This is a genomic window from Commensalibacter papalotli (ex Botero et al. 2024), from assembly GCF_947179115.1.
Classification (GTDB): domain Bacteria; phylum Pseudomonadota; class Alphaproteobacteria; order Acetobacterales; family Acetobacteraceae; genus Commensalibacter; species Commensalibacter papalotli.
The window spans coordinates 251,895-268,819 of sequence record NZ_CAMXCI010000002.1 but is presented as its reverse complement, the minus strand read 5'-3'; the positions used below and the strand labels follow the sequence as shown (position 1 = coordinate 268,819).

The window sequence follows — 16,925 nt, the reverse complement described above, 5'->3', positions numbered from 1 at the left end:
ATCATGCTCGATTATTATCAAGCACTCCATAATTTATTAACCCAAAACACCCCTTCTTTAACAAAACAAACTGTTCCTTTAACCGAAGCGGATCGCCTTATTTTAGCTGAAAATTTAACCGTCCAATATGACACCCCTTTTTTTAGCAATAGTGCAATGGATGGTTATGCTCTAGGCGGTGATATTGACGCATGTCAAGAATGGACAATCATTCATCGTATTGCAGCAGGCGATACAGCACAATCAATGACTTTAAAAACTGGCGAAGCAGCAAGAATATTTACAGGAGCCCCCATCCCAGAGGGAACAGCCGCTGTTATTCAACAAGAAAATACTGAAGTTAATGGTAATGTTTTAACCGTTACTTCAGCACTTAGAAAAGGGCAGAATATTCGCTATCAAGCGGAAGAGTTAAAAAAGGGAGATGTATTCCTATCTTCTGGCCAGTATATTACCCCTGCTGTCATCGCTTTATTAGCCAGCCAAGGATACGCTGAAATCCCTGTATTTAAGCCGTTAACGATTTATGTATTTTCAACAGGAAATGAACTGCTAAATCCAGGAGAAGCTCTAACTGCTGGAAAAATTTATGATGCTAATCGCTATTTACTATTGTCATGGTTAAAACAAACACCTCATCAAATCATTGATGCAGGCACTTTACCTGATAACAAAGAAGCAACAGAACAAGCACTCAGCAACGCCAGTCAAAAAGCAGATATTATTATCACTTCAGGTGGTGTTTCTGTTGGGGAGGAAGATCACGTCCATACAGCGATTACAAAATTAGGTAAGCTTACTTTATGGAAACTTGCTATCAAACCAGGAAAACCTTTCGCATGGGGAGAAATTGATAACACAACGGTCTTTATGCTTCCTGGAAATCCTGTCAGTACCTTTGTGACTTTCCAACAGCTCGTCGTTCCAGCCCTAAAAAGATTATCAGGAATTGATATTGAACAATGTATGCCAAAAGCCATCATGGCCAAAGCAACATTCTCTACCAAGAAAACACAAAGCCGCAAAGAGTTTCTTAGGGTTCAATTACAACCGAGTGCAACTGGACTTTATGTAAAACTGCTTTCACATCAAGGGTCTGCAATGCTATCTGCATTCACTCAAGCCGATGCTTTGGCAGAAATACCAGAAAATACACTGGTTCATGAAAATGACTATATCAAAGTCTATCCTCTTTCTTACAATTTCAACGCTTAAAATTATCTGAGTATTTATTATGGAAAAAATTAAAATTGGTCTTATTTCTATCAGTGACAGAGCTAGCAAAGGCATCTACGAAGATAAAGGCCTCCCTGCACTGAAAGACTGGCTTGACCTTGCTGTTTTAAACGACAAAGAATATGTTGAGCATCTAATCCCAGATGAGCAAGATCTTATCGAGAAAACACTGATTGAACTGGTTGACCAAGAAAAATGCCCTCTTGTATTAACAACAGGTGGAACTGGCCCTTATATTCGTGACGTAACACCAGATGCAACCTTAGCTGTTGCAGATAAAGTTATGCCAGGATTTGGTGAGCAAATGCGGCAAGTAAGCTTATATTATGTACCGACAGCAATTCTATCCAGACAAGTTGGGGTTATTCGTAAGCAAAGCTTAATCTTAAATCTTCCTGGCCGTCCAAATGCCATCAAAGAAACCTTAGAGGGCGTTAAAGACGACAATGGAAAGATAAAAATTCATGGCGTTTTTGCTTCTGTTCCAATGTGCATAGAAGTCATTGGCGGCCCCAGAATGGAAACAGACGAAAAAATCGTCAAAGCCTTTTTACCTAAAATATAAATCAGCCCCCTGTCATTGACATTATACGGTTGATTTTTTTTGGCTTTTCTAGGAAATCATGAGATTGAGGTTTTAACTTAATTGCTTGCATTATAGCATTTTGTAATTCCTCATCGCTACATTGATTTCTTAGAAAAGGTTTCAACTGAAAACTACTATCTTGACCTAAGCACATCAATAATGTGCCATCAACAGTTAATCGAACGCGATTACAAGTTTCACAAAAATGCTGAGATAATGGGGTAATCAATCCTAGATTAACAAACCCGCTTGCTGTTTCCCAATACCGAGCAGGCCCATTCCCGATTTTCTTGGTTGTTGGCTGTAGGTTAAACTTTATTTCTAGTTTTTTAACGCTCTCTTGCAAATAGACAGAAGCTGTACTCCGCCCACTTTCGCCCATCGGCATGACTTCAATCAAACATAAAATATATTGATGTTGAATACAAAACCGTAGCATTTCCTCGACTTCATCAAAGTTACGATCTGGCATCACAACCATATTAATGCGAACCTTTTGAAACCCTGCTTTTTTAGCTGCAGATAACCCAGCCAAAATAGTATCTAAACAATTACTTCCTGTTATTTCCTCCATATGTTTAGAGCTAAGAGAATCAAGACTAATATTTAATCGATCCAAACCTGCTTCAAATAATGATTCGGCTTTATCTGCCAATAAAGTCGCATTGGTTGTCATAGACAAATCTTTGACCTGATCCATTGCCTTCATATCACGCACCAATTCGACAATATTTTTGCGAAGTAAAGGCTCTCCACCTGTCAGGCGAAAATGATGTGTTCCTAATACAGAGAAATTATAAACAATTCTTAAAATTTCTTCAGTAGATATCCAATTATCAGAGGCTTCAAACCCCTTAAAACCTTTAGGAATACAATAATTACATCTTAAATTACAACGATCTGTAACAGATATTCTTAAGTAATCTATTTTTCTACCAAAATCATCTATGAGCATCATACAGACCGTTCTCAAAACTATATTTTAAAATTATATATATTCTACATTTTCACACTAAGTATTTAATCTTTAACGTTCCATTTTTCCATTCTTTAAAGACAAAACGTCATCAGCAAAAAAATTTATATCTTCTGGATCATGAGAAATAATAAGTAATAAACAATTTATTTGCTGTTGAATGTATTTTACTTCAACACGTAACCGTTGGCGTAACTGATAATCCAACATTGAAAAAGGTTCATCAAGTAAGAGAAGTTTAGGCTTAGTTATTAATGCTCTTGCCAAGGCAACTCTTTGTTGTTGTCCACCCGATAATTCATGAGGATATTGATGCGCTAAATTCGATAATTCAAACTGTTCTAATAACTCAGAAACCTCTGTATTATATCGGTGTTTGCATGGATTTAAAAACCCTTTTTTAAGAGAAAATGCAATATTTTGTTGCACTGTCAAATGAGGAAATAAACTATAAGTTTGAAAAAAATACGCTAAATTTCTTTGTTGTGGTTTTAAATTAATCTTTTGTTTATCGTCAAAAAAAACATTATTTTTAATTGTAATAGACCCTGCATCAGGGATCATTAACCCTGCTATTATTTTAATTAAAGTTGTTTTTCCTGCACCTGATGGACCAAAAATCGCAATAGATTGGCAAGATGAAGCATATTCAAGGTTTAATTGAAAAGAAGATTGATTGGTCAACAATGTTTTTTGAATATTCCAATTAAAATTCATATTAAATCTTTAATAAAATATCTTATAGCCAGTTAGTTTTTTGGCAATAAATAAAACAACAATACAAACAAAAGATAAAATAATCACAGCTATATTTGCAGCATGATCATTTCCCTCTTGAACTGCTTCATAAATGGATATGGATAATGTTTCTGTCTTTCCTGGAATACTTCCTGCGACCATTAAGGTTGCTCCAAATTCTCCCAAAGCTCTGGCAAAAGATAATAATAATCCTGCAAAAATTCCTCGCCAAGCAAGTGGCAAGGTAATTCGAAAGAAAATAGAAATATCTGATACTCCAAGCACTCTTGCCGCTTGCTCGTAACAAGGATTTACACTTTCAAAAGCGGTTCGAGTTGGTTTAAAAACCAACGGAAAAGTAACAATTGTTGCGGCGATTACCGCCCCTTGCCATGTGAAAATTAAATTAATATCAAAATAAATCTCTAAAATCTGTCCAACCCAGCCATGCCGACCTAAAAGAACCAATAAATAATATCCTAAAACGGTTGGCGGCATTACCATAGGCAATGTTAAAATTGTATCTAAAAATTCTTTACCAACAAATTTTTTACGAGCAAGTAAAAAACCAATTGGAACAGCAATCAGAAAATTAACAACAACTGAGCATCCAGCAACTTTTAATGATAATAATAATGCACCCCAAGCAAAATTCATTATATTTTTCTATCGAGAAACACTGGTGAAACCATATTTATTTAAAATATTTTGCCCTGTAGAGGATAAAATAAAATCAATAAACCCTTGAGCTTTTGTATTTTCTGTCTTTTGTTTAACCAATGCAATTGGATAGCGGATAGAATGGCTTAAAGGAAAATCTAGCAAGATTTTAACCTTATTCGATAAAATCGTAGCATCACTGTGGTAAACAAATCCAACATTTACCTCATCACGCGCAACATAATCCAAAACTTGTCTGACATTTTGCCCAATAATTAACTTATTTTGCAATTTATCCCACAACTGATTTTGTTGTAAAAATTTTTGTGTATATCTACCTGCTGGAACAATCTTTGGCTGACCTACAGCAATTTTTTGAACGGTAGGCTGTAATAAATTTCCTGCATTGTGTATATCTAAATTACTATGAATCGGAGCAATCAATACAAGACTATTATTAGTAAAATCTTTTCGACTATTCTCTATAATCAGGCCTTTTTTTACAGCCTGATCCATGGTTTCTTCATCAGCAGAAGCAAAAATATCCGTTGGTGCGCCTTGGTCAATTTGCTGAAGCAAACTGCCAGAAGCACCAAAGTTAAATAAAATTTTATCCATAGGGTGTTTTGCCTCATATAAAGCAGCTATTTCTTTAAAAGCATTACTGAGACTGATTGCAGCTGAAACATTAATTTCATTTGCTTTCGCATAATGTAACCCACTAAAAAGAATAGTTGCTATAACTAAAAATTGTCGAACAACCCTTTGGAGAAAATAGTATTTTTTCATAATTTTCATTTGCTCTTTACATTAACGAGGCCTTACCAATTGCCATTTACGTGTAATATAGGTGACCATCCCAAATCCACTAAAAATATGTACTAGTCGAGTAAATGGGAAAATAGCAAATAAACTCATTCCCATAAATAAGTGAATTTTAAAAATAATAGATGCGTTCATAACATAATTTGCTGCATCCCCACGTACTGTCACTACATGTTGTGCCCATGTCATCAAACGCACCATTTCATGACCATCTAAATGTTGAGCAGAAACAACAATCGTTGATAGCCCAAGACATAACGTAACAAATAACCATAAAAGTAATAATTTATCACGCCAGTTGCTGTTTTGTACCAATCGATCTACAGAAAAACGTCTGTGTATTAAGATAACCAACCCAATAAAGCACATGCTGCCCATAATTCCACCAGCAGTCATTGCCACCATTTGTTTTAAAGAGTGGCTGACCCCTAATGTATCCCATACAATCACTGGGGTTAATAACCCTACGAGATGACCAAAAAATAAACCTAATATGCCTACATGAAATAAGATACTGCCAACACGTAATTGCCCACGATATAATAACTGGCTGGAATCACTTTTCCAAGAATACTGTTCACGTTCAAACCGAACAAGGCAGCCAACAACAAAAATTACTAATACAATATAGGGATAAATTCCAAAAATAAATTTATCTAGATAATCCATGACTTCCTCCTTTATTTTGATCATAGGTTGGACAAATTTTACAAGCATTTGGTTGTAATAAAGGCTCTACACCTTCTATGTTCGGTCCAAATTTTTCTAATGCCTCATCCATATCTCGAATAGGAGGAGTTACCAAGGGAACTGGTTTTGCTGTTGAATATTGCTCTAAGAGTGAAAAAATACCAATGTAAGCAGATTTTGTCTCTTGCAGCTTTTTACCAATATGACCAATGACATCAATTGCTGATGTTAATAGTTCTATTGCTTGTTTTTTTTCACAAACAGATAAATATTCCAAAAATAAAGGTAAATAATCAGGAAGCTCATCTATCACAGAAAGCTCAAACCCATGATTTTTATATTCGTTCATTAAATCAACCAGAGCTTGTCCGCGAATGCGATCCTCTCCATGAATATGCTCAAACATATGTAAAGAGTGATTACGACTACGGTCAAAAATATTTACATAATTTTCTTGTAAAACAAGCAAATCTTGCTCGCCTAACTCTTTTAGTAAAGGAGAAAGAAAATTAGGATCTATTTTTAGTTTTTCCAAGCGTGCAACCAACTCAGGAACAGCATCAATAAGATCTTGCTCTGGATAACAAAGAAGCACTGAAAGGATTTTAAAAATTTCCATTAGCTATTACTTTCTTTTTCTTTGTTATGGTTACGATCATTCATCATATCTGTGAAAATAATAGGAGATTGTTTTTTACCAAATAGATTTTCTTTACTAACGCCATCAGAGCATCCGTTTCCAAAAGAAAAACCACAAGAAGCTTTATCTTTAAACGCATCCTCAACCATTTCTTTATGAGAGGAGGGAATAACAAAACGATCTTCATAATTGGCAATCGCCATAATTTGATACATTTCATTAATTTGTTCTTCAGATACATGAAGATTTTCTATTGTTGATAAATCTGCTTGAGAATCAACTGATTTGCTACGCATGTAACGACGCATTGCAATCATTGTTTCTAATGCTTCAACAATTGGTTCTTCTTTGCCAGCTGTTAATAGATTAGCAAGATAGCGAACAGGAATACGTAGCTCTTTAATACCAGGAATAATTCCTTTTTCCCCAATGACGCCTTGTTCAACAGCTGATTGAATCGGAGATAGAGGTGGAATATACCAAACCATTGGTAATGTACGATATTCGGGATGTAGTGGGAAAGCAACTTTCCAATCCACTGCCATTTTATAAACAGGTGATTTCTTTGCAGCGTCCAACCAACTTTGTGGAATTCCTTGCTTCAATGCTTCAGCAATCACTTCTGGATCATTAGGATCCAAAAATAAATCTAATTGAGATTGATATAAATCTTTTGGATCTTCAGCAGAAGCTGCATCTTCAATTTTATCAGCATCATACAATAAAACACCAAGGTAACGAATACGTCCTACACAAGTTTCAGAACAAACTGTTGGTTGACCGCCCTCAATTCTTGGATAGCAGAAAATACATTTTTCAGATTTTCCAGAAACCCAGTTATAATAAATTTTTTTATATGGACATCCAGAAACGCACATACGCCAACCACGACATTTATCTTGATCGATCAAAACAATACCGTCATCTTCACGTTTATAAATAGATCCAGAAGGACAACTTGCAACACAAGCTGGATTTAAACAATGTTCACACAATCTTGGTAAATACATCATAAATGTATTTTCGAATGTGGACATCATTTCCTTTTGAATGCCCTCAAACAGTGCATCTTTTGATCTTTTAGAAAATTCTCCTCCAAGATCATCTTCCCAGTTTGGCCCCCATTTAATCTTATCCATTTTTTTGCCAGTTAAGACAGAAACAGGGCGTGCCGTTGGTGGGGTTTTCATATCAGGAGCATTTTGTAGATGTTCATAATCATACGTAAATGGCTCATAATAATCATCAATTTGAGGCAAGTCTGGATTGGCAAATATATTTGCCATAATTTTTAACTTACCCCCTTGGCGAGGTTTTAACTTATTATTTTTTAAAACCCATCCACCATTATATTTATCTTGATTCTCCCACTCTTTTGGATAACCAACACCAGGCTTTGTTTCAACATTGTTAAACCATGCATATTCAACACCATCACGGCTGGTCCAAACATTTTTACAAGTTACTGAACAAGTATGACATCCAATACATTTGTCCAGATTTAACACCATACCAATTTGTGCTCTAATTTTCATAATACTGACCTCTTATTACGCTTTGACATTTTGTTGAGCTAAATCAGCGGTTTCTTGTAACCAATCAACATTTTTCATTTTACGAATAACCACGAATTCATCACGATTAGAACCAACCGTTCCATAATAGTTAAATCCATAAGAAAGCTGAGCATAACCACCAATCATATGCGTTGGTTTCAAAACAGTTCTCGTCACAGAATTATGAATACCGCCGCGTTTTTTAGAAACTTCAGCGCCTGGAACATTAATAATTTTTTCTTGAGCATGGTACATCAAGGTCATTCCTTCTGGAACACGTTGGCTGACCACAGCTCTTGCAGTTAAAGTGCCATTTAGGTTGAAGGCCTCAATCCAATCATTATCAACAATTCCAGCTTTTCTAGCGTCAATCTCAGAAATCCAAACATGAGGCCCACCACGTGATAAAGTAAGCATTCTAATATTGTCAGAATAAGTACTATGAATGCCCCATTTTTGGTGTGGTGTAATAAAGTTCAATACAATTTCGGTATTGCCATTTCCATGTTTGCCCAATACTTGTTTTGTCGTCTTGAGATCAACAGCAGGTTTATATACACATAAGCTTTCACCAAAAGCACGCATCCATTGATGATCTTGATAAAATTGTTGACGCCCTGTAATAGTTCTCCAGGGTATTAACTCATGAACATTGGTATAACCAGCATTATAACTGACAGTTTCACTTTCCAAACCAGACCAAGTAGGAGACGAAATAATCTTACGAGGTTGTGCTTGTATATCTCTAAAGCGAATAGTGTCATGCTCTCTGGGTAAAGCCAATGGTGTATGATCTAAGCCTGTAATCTTAGACAAAGCACCCCATGCCTTCACCGCAATATGACCATTTGTTTCAGGTGCCAGCGTCAAAATCATTTCTGCAGCATCAATTGCTGTATCCAGCTTAGGTTGCCCCTTGGCTATTCCTTCCGAAACAGTTTTATTTAGCCCACGTAAAACTTCTACTTCGTGTTTTGTATCCCAACTGATTCCTTTACCACCATTCCCTATTTTCTCTAGCAAAGGCCCAATAGACGTAAATTGTTGGTAAACAGCACCATAATTGCGTTCAACAACCGTCATTGCCGGCATTGTTTTTCCTGGAATAGGATCACATTCACCTTTCTTCCAATCTTTAACATCAAAAGGCTGTCCGAGCTCTTGAGGCGTATCATGCATTAACGGGGTTAAAACTAAATCTTTTTGAACACCCAAGTAATCTTCTGCTAATTCAGAGAATTTCTTGGAAATCCCTTTAAAGATTTCCCAATCACTTTTGCTTTGCCATAAAGGTTGTACAGCTTCACTTAATGGGTGAATAAAAGGATGCATATCTGAGGTATTTAAGTCGTCTTTTTCATACCAAGTTGCTGTTGGTAAAATCACATCAGCATATAAACACGTCGTGGACATACGGAAATCAAGTACAACCATCAAATCTAACTTGCCTTCAGCAGCAGGTCTTACTGTGATTTCTTGTGGTTTAATACATTGTGTCTCTTCACTCAACACTGCATTTTGTGTGCCTAGTAAATATTTCAGAAAATATTCATGTCCTTTTCCAGAGGATCCCAATATATTTGAACGCCACACAAACATATTTCTTGGAAAATTCTTTGGATTGTCAGGATCATTACAAGACATATCCAATGAACCATCTTTTAATCCATCTACGGCATAAGCAATTGGATCTTTTGACGCAGCAATTGCCTGTTGCGTAACTTGTAACGGGTTAGTTGTTAATTGTGGCGCAGAAGGTAACCACCCCATCCGTTCAGCTTTGGCATTACAATCAATTAATGATAATCCTTCAAAATCACTCAATGCTGTTGAAGAGGTAATTTCATCAAGATGTAATTTTTCATGACGCCATTGGCTGGTATGGTTATAAAAGAATGAGGTTCCGTTCATTTGACGTGCTGGGCGATACCAATCCAAACCAAAAGCAAGCGGTGTCCACCCTGTTTGTGGTCTTAACTTTTCTTGTCCCACATAATGGCACCAACCCCCACCACTTTGTCCAATACAACCACACATCATGAGCATATTAATAATACCACGATAGGTCATATCCATATGATACCAATGGTTTAAAGCTGCCCCAACGATAACCATACTTTTACCCTGGGTTTGGTCTGCATTTTGTGCAAATTCACGAGCCACTTGAATAACAAGGTCTGGCTTTACCCCAGTATGTTTTTGTTGCCATGCAGGAGTATAAGGAACGTCATCAAAATAATCCTTTGCCCCATCTCCTAATCCACGATCAATACTGTAATTTGCAGCCATTAAATCAAAGACAGTGGTTACAAAAGCTTCTGACCCATCTGCTAATTTGATTTTTTTTACAGGAACTTTACGCACAAATTGCTCATTATTTCCCTCACCAGCAAAATAGTCAAAAGCAACATCCAGAACTTGATCATGCGTATCTAAAAGGGAAAGTTGTGCTTCAACAGCTCTTCCTTGACTATCTTGCTCTTGCAAGTTCCATTTACCATCATCACCCCATCTAAACCCAATAGATCCTTTGGGAGCAACAATATTCCCTGTTGCACCATCAATAACTAGGGTTTTCCATTCTGGGTTCGTTTTTTCATTTAAATTGTCATCTAAATGACTAGCTCTTAGGAAATAATTGGGTAGATAATGATCCCCTTTATTGTCCAACATAACCAACATGGGCATATCTGTATATTGACGACAATAATTTGTAAAATATTCTGAAGGCTTATCTAAGTGAAACTCTTTAAAAATTACATGCCCCATTGCCATCGCAAGGGCGGCATCTGTTCCTTGTTTTGGTGCTAACCAGATATCACCAAATTTTACCATTTCCCCATAATCAGAAGATACAGCAACAGTTTTCGTACCTTTATAACGAACCTCTGTATAAAAATGAGCATCAGGGGTTCTGGTCATAGGAACATTTGATCCCCAAACCATTAAATAAGTAGAATTATACCAATCTGCAGATTCTGGAACATCCGTTTGCTCTCCCCAAACTTGAGGGCTAGCAGGAGGTAAGTCACAATACCAGTCATAAAAAGATAAAGGAACACCACCAATTAAAGACAAATATCTGGAACCAGAAGCATAACTGACCATTGACATTGCAGGGATTGGAGAAAAACCAACAACACGATCAGGACCAAATTCTTTGACTGTAAAACTATTAGCAGCTGCTATAATCTCGTTCACTTCATCCCAGTTAGAACGAACAAACCCTCCCAAACCACGACGAGATTTATAAGATTTCGCAATATCTGGAGTTTGGCTAATATATTCCCAAGCTGCAATTGGATCTTTACTCTTACGAACCTCACGCCATAATTGAGCAAGCCTCCCTCTTAACATTGGATATTTTACGCGTTGAGCTGAATAAACATACCAACTATAGGAAGCACCACGAGGACATCCCCTGGGTTCATGATTGGGTAAATCAGGGCGCGTGCGAGGATAGTTTACTTGTTGCGTTTCCCATGTAATCAATCCACTTTTTACATAAATTTGCCAGCTACAAGAACCCGTGCAATTCACACCATGTGTTGAACGAACAATTTTATCATGTTGCCAACGTTGACGGTATGCGTCCTCCCATTTTCTATCTTCTTGAACAACAGCACCATGACCATTGGCGAAATTACTTTTAGTTCTTTTAAAAAAGGATAAACGATCTAATAAGTGACTCATAATTTTTTCCAATCCTTAAGCTATAATACCAATTAACATGCACTCGTTGCGCTTTTACGAAGATAGAACCACCAATTCACCAAGAGACACGTACAGTAAAAAGCAATAAAACAGTAAAACGCCAGATTAAATGATCCAGTGTAAGCAACTGCCGTTCCACAAAATTTTGGAATAATAAATCCACCATAAGCACCAATAGCACCCATAAACCCAAGAACAGCACCTGTTTCTTTAACAGCAATCTTAGCAGAATCTTCTGCATTCATATTTGTTGAAGCTGCCAATTTACGATGAAAGCGTGCAAAAACGACCGGAGTTTGCGCGAATACCGACCCATTTCCCAACCCAACAAAAACAAAGATCAACATAAAGCTTATGAAAAAACCCATAAAATGCCCAGGCTGCCCGTTTTGAGGAATGAAATACAACACAGCAACCGTAAAAATAATCACACCTACATAAGAAATTTGTGTAACGATTGTTGGTCTAATTTTATCAGAAATCATTCCCCCAACAACTCTAAAGATTGACCCAAGCAAAGGTCCTAAAAATGCATATGTCAAAGGATCAATATCAGGAAATGAATGTTTAACAAATATCGGAAATACCGCAGAATACCCAATAAAAGACCCGAACATTCCCAGATATAACCAACATAAAAGCCAATTATCTTTGCGTTTAAAAATTGCAGACTGTTCGGAAAAGGATGCTTTTGCAGATGCCAGATCATTCATTCCAAACCAAATAAAGACTAAGGCTAATACAATCATAGGAATCCATATGAACCCTATATTTTGTAACCATATAGATGTTTCATGCCCATGTTGCACGATTGTTTTAGGATCACCACCAAAAGAACCAAAAATTCCGACACCGATCACTAAAGGTGCTGCAAATTGCAATACAGAAACCCCAAGATTTCCTAAACCTGCATTAACCCCAGTTGCATACCCTTTTTCTGTCTTTGGAAAGAAATATCCAATATTCGCCATAGATGAACTAAAATTCCCACCACCAAAACCACATAGTAAGGCGATAATCGCCATTGTTGTGAAACTTGTTTCTGGATTTTGAACACATATTCCAAACCAAACCAATGGAATTATTGTCAATGCAGTAGAAAAAAATGTCCATTTTCTGCCACCAAAAATAGGCACCATAAATGCATAGAATATTCGTAATGTTGCACCCGATAATGCAGGTAAAGCAGTTAATAACATCAATTGATTTGAATCGTAATTAAAACCAAGTTTGGGCAAATAAATGACAACTACACTCCACAAAGACCATACGACAAAAGCAAGTAAAAGTGCTGGTACTGAAATCCATAGATTTCGTGTTGCTATCTTTTTCCCTTGCTTTTGCCAAAAATCTTTATTTTCTGGCTCCCAGTTGGTTATATATTTGGACATGTATAATTTCCTATTACAAGATAATTTCTTGTGTAATTTGCCAAATAAAGGATTCAATATAGTTAATATTTCTTATTCTGGCTTAAAATTACATATCAATTTAATACATTTGAAATTGTAAACCTATTCAACTAAGGGGCAAAAAAAACCATATATTTGGCTAGGTATTATCTAGTACTTTCGGACTAGTTTTTGTTATTGTTTTTAATGTTATAGATTAAAATTCATATTTAGTATAATGGTTGGAAAAGTATAAAATAAATTAAGAGTAACAATATCTCTCAGTTATTAATTAATTTTTTATTGGGTTTATTGGTATCTTGTAATCTATAAAAAAAATTGCTTATGCTATTGCCTTATTCTCCACAATAAAGAAAAGACCAAGGTCCAACAGGTTCTATTAATACCGATACATAATTAACGTGAACACATCAATTTACATCAAAACTTGACTTTAAATATACTGACGAACACTTATATCAAATAAAATATGACAGTTACTCAAAAAATTAACCATACAAAAAATGAGATGAAAAAAATATCAAGACGACATAGCCTCTCTCTTAAATTACTCATTTCAATTATTGTATGGGTAACAGGAGCTATTTTTTTTACAGGATATGCTCTTACCTTACTTTGGCAGCTAGAAAATGCAGGTAAAGATATTAATTATGCAGGTAGTTTACGCATGAAAATCTATCATATGATTACCTTAGTTTCTCAACCTGATCATCAAAAAGCATTACAATCTGAACAAAATGATTTTGTATTTATTCTGAATAATTTGTTAAAATCAGACAGAAATAATTTTATTTTTCCAAATAATGCCAAAATTGATAAACAAATAGAGGTTATAGAACAATATTATCAAAAAAATGTCTTACCCTTACTAAACAAGCCCTATGCTTTTAATACTATTTTATCCCCAAAAGAGTTACAAGTTGCAGATCAGTTTGTAGGGTATATTAATCAACTCGTAAAATTAATTGAAAATCAAAATACTCAAAATATTATTTGGTTAAGATTTATACAAACCATCTTAATTATTATGGTTATTTTTACTGCTTTTTCTGCCATTTATCTTTTATATAAGTTTGTAATAAGTCCCTTAACACGCTTACAAAATGCCATTCAACAATTAAGCATTGGCAATTTATCTGAACGTATCGTTATTACAAACAAAGATGAGTTTAGCGTTGTATCAGCTGGTTTCAATAAAATGGCAGATAATTTACAAGATTTATATAATAATCTTGAACAAAAAGTATCTCAAAAAACAATTGCATTAGAAGAAAAAAACCACGAACTTGCGATTCTGTATGATATGACAATTTTTTTACATGAAAGTCATATGCAAGATACTATTTTAGAAAGTTTTCTAAATAAAATCATTTCACTAGGATATGCAGATGGTGGTTTTATCGGGGTTCTTAATAAGGATAAGACCTCTCTTGATTTTCTATATAGTCAAGGACTGCCAAAACAATCAGACATTGTAAAAAAATGCTATTTTTCTTCACATTGTTTTTTTGATGTAACTGTATTACCTAAAAATCCAAACCCTATATATATTCAAACCAAACAACAAAATAAATTAGACCTTTCAATTCCAAATTGTATAGAAGCAGCTTTTGACCATTTTGTTATTTTTCCTATTTGGCATAATAATAATGAAATAGGAATGGTTGTTTTGTATTTTAAGAATCCAAGAACTTCTTCTGAAAAAGAAAATCAAAATCATTATTTAATTAAAACACTAACCAAGCAATTAGCAATTTCTATAGAAAATCAACAACTTACACTAAAAGAAAAACAACTTGCTATTCTCGAAGAAAGAAATATGATTGCACAAGGCTTACATGACAGTATAGCGCAATCCCTTTCCTTTTTGAATTTACAAACGCAAATGCTAGAAAAAGCAATTAATCAAAAAGATTATAATAGAATTCTACAAAATCTAAATTTCATACAAAAAGGTATCCAAGAATCCTATGAAGATGTCAGAGAGCTCCTTTTAAATTTCAGAACTAAAATCAACCATACTGAAAATTTTCAAGAAGTCGTTCAAAAAGTCTTAAAACGTTTTAAAGCTCAAACTTCAATACCAATTGAAACCAATAATCTAAATCAACATTTTTTTCTAACCCAACAACAACAATTACAAGTTGTTTTTATTTTGCAAGAAGCATTGTCCAATATCCGCAAACACTCCTCTTGCAGCCAAGCAAAAGTTACTTTTGAAAATGGAAAAAACTTTATTATGCGTATCGAAGATGATGGTATTGGTTTTGATATAGAGATAATTAAAAAGAAAAAATTAAGTCATGTAGGTTTATCTATCATGAAAGAAAGAACTGAAAAAGCCTGTGGAATCATTAATATAACCTCTATTTTACAACATGGAACAACCATTGAATTAATAATTCCACAACAATAATGGAAATAACTATGACCCATCCTATAATCAAAATTTTATTAATTGACGATCATGCTCTTTTTCGCTCGGGATTAAAATTTTTACTCGAAACTGAAAAAGATTTTGAAATCGTTGGTGAAGCACAAGATGGCCTGCAAGGGGTAAAACTTGCTGGAGCCCTCCATCCAGATATTATTTTACTTGACCTTGACATGCCTGTTATGGCTGGTAAAGAAACATTACAACAATTATTAAATACTGATCCTACTTTAAAAATATTAATTTTAACTGTTTCTGAAGATGATGAAGATTTGTTGGAATGTATGAAAATTGGAGCCAAAGGATATCTATTAAAAAATATCGATACCGATTTTTTATTAAATAGCATTCGCAAAACATTAGAGGGCAATAATATCTTATCCCCTGAAATGACAACGAAGTTAATTGGGCAATTTAAATCCTCAAAACAACATAATGATGAACCTTATAACCTGTACGAAACATTAACGCCAAGAGAAAAAGAAATTCTGGCATGGTTAACCAAAGGTGTCAGCAATAAAGAAATTGCTCGTTTTTTTAATTTGTCCGAAAGCACAATCAAATTGCATGTGCAAAATATTTTACGCAAATTAAATATACATAGCCGCGTTCAGGCAGCTGTTTTTGCACTTGAACACGGGTTTAATAAAATATAAATTAATGACCACAGATTTTACAGCTAGGATTACGATCAAAAGCAACTTGGTAAAACTGTGCATTTAATGCATTATAATGAAGTAATCTTCCTGTAACAATATCGCCAATATTTAAAATAATTTTCAAAGCTTCTGCAGCTTGCATTGAACCAATAACGCTGACCAGCGGCGAAAAAACACCTGAAAAAGAACAACTATCTTGCCCATTATCCTGTCCATCGAATAAACAAGCATAACATGGAGACGATATATTGCGACTATTAAAAACGCTTAACTGTCCTTCAAAACGAAGTGCTGAGCCAAATACCAGTGGAGTTTTACTGGTAAAAGCCGCCTGATTAACATTATGTCGAGTTTGTAAATTATCACTGCAATCAATTACGATATCATGCTGTTTACATAATAAAATCAAGTCATCTACGATTAATCTTTGAGTTATGGTATGGACTTGTACATCTTGATTTTGCTTTTGTATAAAGGCTTTCATTACCTCTGCTTTATATTTCCCAATATCAGCATGTATATAATGTGTTTGCCTTTGCAAATTTGATAAATCCACTTTGTCATCATCAACACAAGTTAAACCCCCAATACCCGCAGCTGCTAGTAAAGGAATAACAGCACACCCTAATCCCCCACAGCCGATGATGAGTATTTTACTGTTCAATAGCGTTCGTTGCCCTTTTAAATCAATTTGGGGCAATAATATATGTCGGCTATATCGTATTAATTGAGAATCATCCATTTGGTTATTACTATAAAAATAAAAATTTAATTATAGTCTTTTTTTTCTTGAATATTC

14 protein-coding genes are annotated in these 16,925 nt (G+C 35.0%); 4 read left to right on the top strand and 10 right to left on the bottom strand.

Translation table 11 applies throughout. The annotated features are described in order from the left end of the window. Nucleotides 1–3 precede the first annotated feature (3 nt). Both QMN76_RS06470 and mog read left to right on the top strand, forming a co-directional pair. Entirely contained in the window at nt 4–1,215 is a 1,212-nt protein-coding gene (locus QMN76_RS06470) for a molybdopterin molybdotransferase MoeA (protein ID WP_282024001.1), read from the top strand. 19 nt (nt 1,216–1,234) lie between these two features. Next, on the top strand, nt 1,235–1,801 hold the full coding sequence (gene mog, locus QMN76_RS06465; protein WP_034339464.1) for a molybdopterin adenylyltransferase: 567 nt from the start codon (nt 1,235–1,237) through the stop codon (nt 1,799–1,801). Between the two features lies 1 nt (nt 1,802). Here mog and moaA read toward each other — a convergent pair whose 3' ends face one another. The 9 genes from moaA to QMN76_RS06420 all read right to left on the bottom strand — a co-directional run bounded on the left by moaA (nt 1,803) and on the right by QMN76_RS06420 (nt 13,012). Then, the gene (moaA, locus tag QMN76_RS06460) at nt 1,803–2,780 is read right to left on the bottom strand and encodes a GTP 3',8-cyclase MoaA (protein ID WP_282024003.1); all 978 of its coding nucleotides are present in this window, start codon (nt 2,778–2,780) and stop codon (nt 1,803–1,805) included. A gap of 69 nt (nt 2,781–2,849) precedes the next feature. Beyond that, nucleotides 2,850–3,515: an ABC transporter ATP-binding protein gene (locus QMN76_RS06455; RefSeq protein ID WP_282024005.1), complete on the bottom strand. Its 666-nt coding sequence runs from the start codon at nt 3,513–3,515 to the stop codon at nt 2,850–2,852. A 9-nt stretch (nt 3,516–3,524) separates the two neighbouring features. Beyond that, nucleotides 3,525–4,193, bottom strand: coding sequence for a molybdate ABC transporter permease subunit (gene modB / locus QMN76_RS06450; protein WP_282024007.1), 669 nt, complete (start codon nt 4,191–4,193; stop codon nt 3,525–3,527). Between the two features lie 9 nt (nt 4,194–4,202). After that, nucleotides 4,203–4,985, bottom strand: a complete 783-nt coding sequence (modA, locus tag QMN76_RS06445) for a molybdate ABC transporter substrate-binding protein (protein ID WP_034340155.1) — start codon at nt 4,983–4,985, stop codon at nt 4,203–4,205. A gap of 21 nt (nt 4,986–5,006) precedes the next feature. Continuing rightward, nucleotides 5,007–5,690, bottom strand: a complete 684-nt coding sequence (gene narI, locus QMN76_RS06440; protein ID WP_034339475.1) for a respiratory nitrate reductase subunit gamma — start codon at nt 5,688–5,690, stop codon at nt 5,007–5,009. Next, the gene (gene narJ / locus QMN76_RS06435) at nt 5,674–6,330 is read right to left on the bottom strand and encodes a nitrate reductase molybdenum cofactor assembly chaperone (protein ID WP_034339478.1); all 657 of its coding nucleotides are present in this window, start codon (nt 6,328–6,330) and stop codon (nt 5,674–5,676) included. The genes narI and narJ overlap by 17 nt, the downstream gene beginning before the upstream one ends. Then, nucleotides 6,330–7,886, bottom strand: a complete 1,557-nt coding sequence (gene narH, locus QMN76_RS06430) for a nitrate reductase subunit beta (protein ID WP_282024010.1) — start codon at nt 7,884–7,886, stop codon at nt 6,330–6,332. Before narH ends, narJ begins: the two co-directional genes overlap by 1 nt. 15 nt (nt 7,887–7,901) lie before the next feature. After that, the gene (locus tag QMN76_RS06425; RefSeq protein WP_282024012.1) at nt 7,902–11,600 is read right to left on the bottom strand and encodes a nitrate reductase subunit alpha; all 3,699 of its coding nucleotides are present in this window, start codon (nt 11,598–11,600) and stop codon (nt 7,902–7,904) included. A gap of 32 nt (nt 11,601–11,632) precedes the next feature. After that, nucleotides 11,633–13,012, bottom strand: coding sequence for a NarK family nitrate/nitrite MFS transporter (locus QMN76_RS06420; RefSeq protein ID WP_282024014.1), 1,380 nt, complete (start codon nt 13,010–13,012; stop codon nt 11,633–11,635). Nucleotides 13,013–13,502: 490 nt separating this feature from the next. Here QMN76_RS06420 and QMN76_RS06415 point away from each other — a divergent pair, with 490 nt between their 5' ends. Both QMN76_RS06415 and QMN76_RS06410 read left to right on the top strand, forming a co-directional pair. Further along, nucleotides 13,503–15,449: a histidine kinase gene (locus QMN76_RS06415; RefSeq protein ID WP_034339489.1), complete on the top strand. Its 1,947-nt coding sequence runs from the start codon at nt 13,503–13,505 to the stop codon at nt 15,447–15,449. A gap of 11 nt (nt 15,450–15,460) precedes the next feature. Beyond that, nucleotides 15,461–16,123 (top strand): response regulator, encoded by a 663-nt coding sequence (locus QMN76_RS06410; protein WP_034339492.1) that lies wholly within the window; start codon nt 15,461–15,463, stop codon nt 16,121–16,123. Nucleotide 16,124: 1 nt separating this feature from the next. On the opposite strand, the gene QMN76_RS06405 is transcribed toward QMN76_RS06410, so the two are convergent. Then, nucleotides 16,125–16,868: a HesA/MoeB/ThiF family protein gene (locus QMN76_RS06405; RefSeq protein ID WP_034339494.1), complete on the bottom strand. Its 744-nt coding sequence runs from the start codon at nt 16,866–16,868 to the stop codon at nt 16,125–16,127. Between the last annotated feature and the right edge of the window lie 57 nt (nt 16,869–16,925).

What these genes read in the sequence shown, in the direction of transcription:
- QMN76_RS06470 (WP_282024001.1), top strand. Translation starts at nt 4, where the DNA reads ATGCTCGATTATTATCAAGCACTCCATAATTTATTAACCCAAAACACC.
- mog (WP_034339464.1), top strand. Translation starts at nt 1,235, where the DNA reads ATGGAAAAAATTAAAATTGGTCTTATTTCTATCAGTGACAGAGCTAGC.
- moaA (WP_282024003.1), bottom strand. Translation starts at nt 2,780, where the DNA reads ATGATGCTCATAGATGATTTTGGTAGAAAAATAGATTACTTAAGAATA.
- QMN76_RS06455 (WP_282024005.1), bottom strand. Translation starts at nt 3,515, where the DNA reads ATGAATTTTAATTGGAATATTCAAAAAACATTGTTGACCAATCAATCT.
- modB (WP_282024007.1), bottom strand. Translation starts at nt 4,193, where the DNA reads ATGAATTTTGCTTGGGGTGCATTATTATTATCATTAAAAGTTGCTGGA.
- modA (WP_034340155.1), bottom strand. Translation starts at nt 4,985, where the DNA reads ATGAAAAAATACTATTTTCTCCAAAGGGTTGTTCGACAATTTTTAGTT.
- narI (WP_034339475.1), bottom strand. Translation starts at nt 5,690, where the DNA reads ATGGATTATCTAGATAAATTTATTTTTGGAATTTATCCCTATATTGTA.
- narJ (WP_034339478.1), bottom strand. Translation starts at nt 6,330, where the DNA reads ATGGAAATTTTTAAAATCCTTTCAGTGCTTCTTTGTTATCCAGAGCAA.
- narH (WP_282024010.1), bottom strand. Translation starts at nt 7,886, where the DNA reads ATGAAAATTAGAGCACAAATTGGTATGGTGTTAAATCTGGACAAATGT.
- QMN76_RS06425 (WP_282024012.1), bottom strand. Translation starts at nt 11,600, where the DNA reads ATGAGTCACTTATTAGATCGTTTATCCTTTTTTAAAAGAACTAAAAGT.
- QMN76_RS06420 (WP_282024014.1), bottom strand. Translation starts at nt 13,012, where the DNA reads ATGTCCAAATATATAACCAACTGGGAGCCAGAAAATAAAGATTTTTGG.
- QMN76_RS06415 (WP_034339489.1), top strand. Translation starts at nt 13,503, where the DNA reads ATGACAGTTACTCAAAAAATTAACCATACAAAAAATGAGATGAAAAAA.
- QMN76_RS06410 (WP_034339492.1), top strand. Translation starts at nt 15,461, where the DNA reads ATGACCCATCCTATAATCAAAATTTTATTAATTGACGATCATGCTCTT.
- QMN76_RS06405 (WP_034339494.1), bottom strand. Translation starts at nt 16,868, where the DNA reads ATGGATGATTCTCAATTAATACGATATAGCCGACATATATTATTGCCC.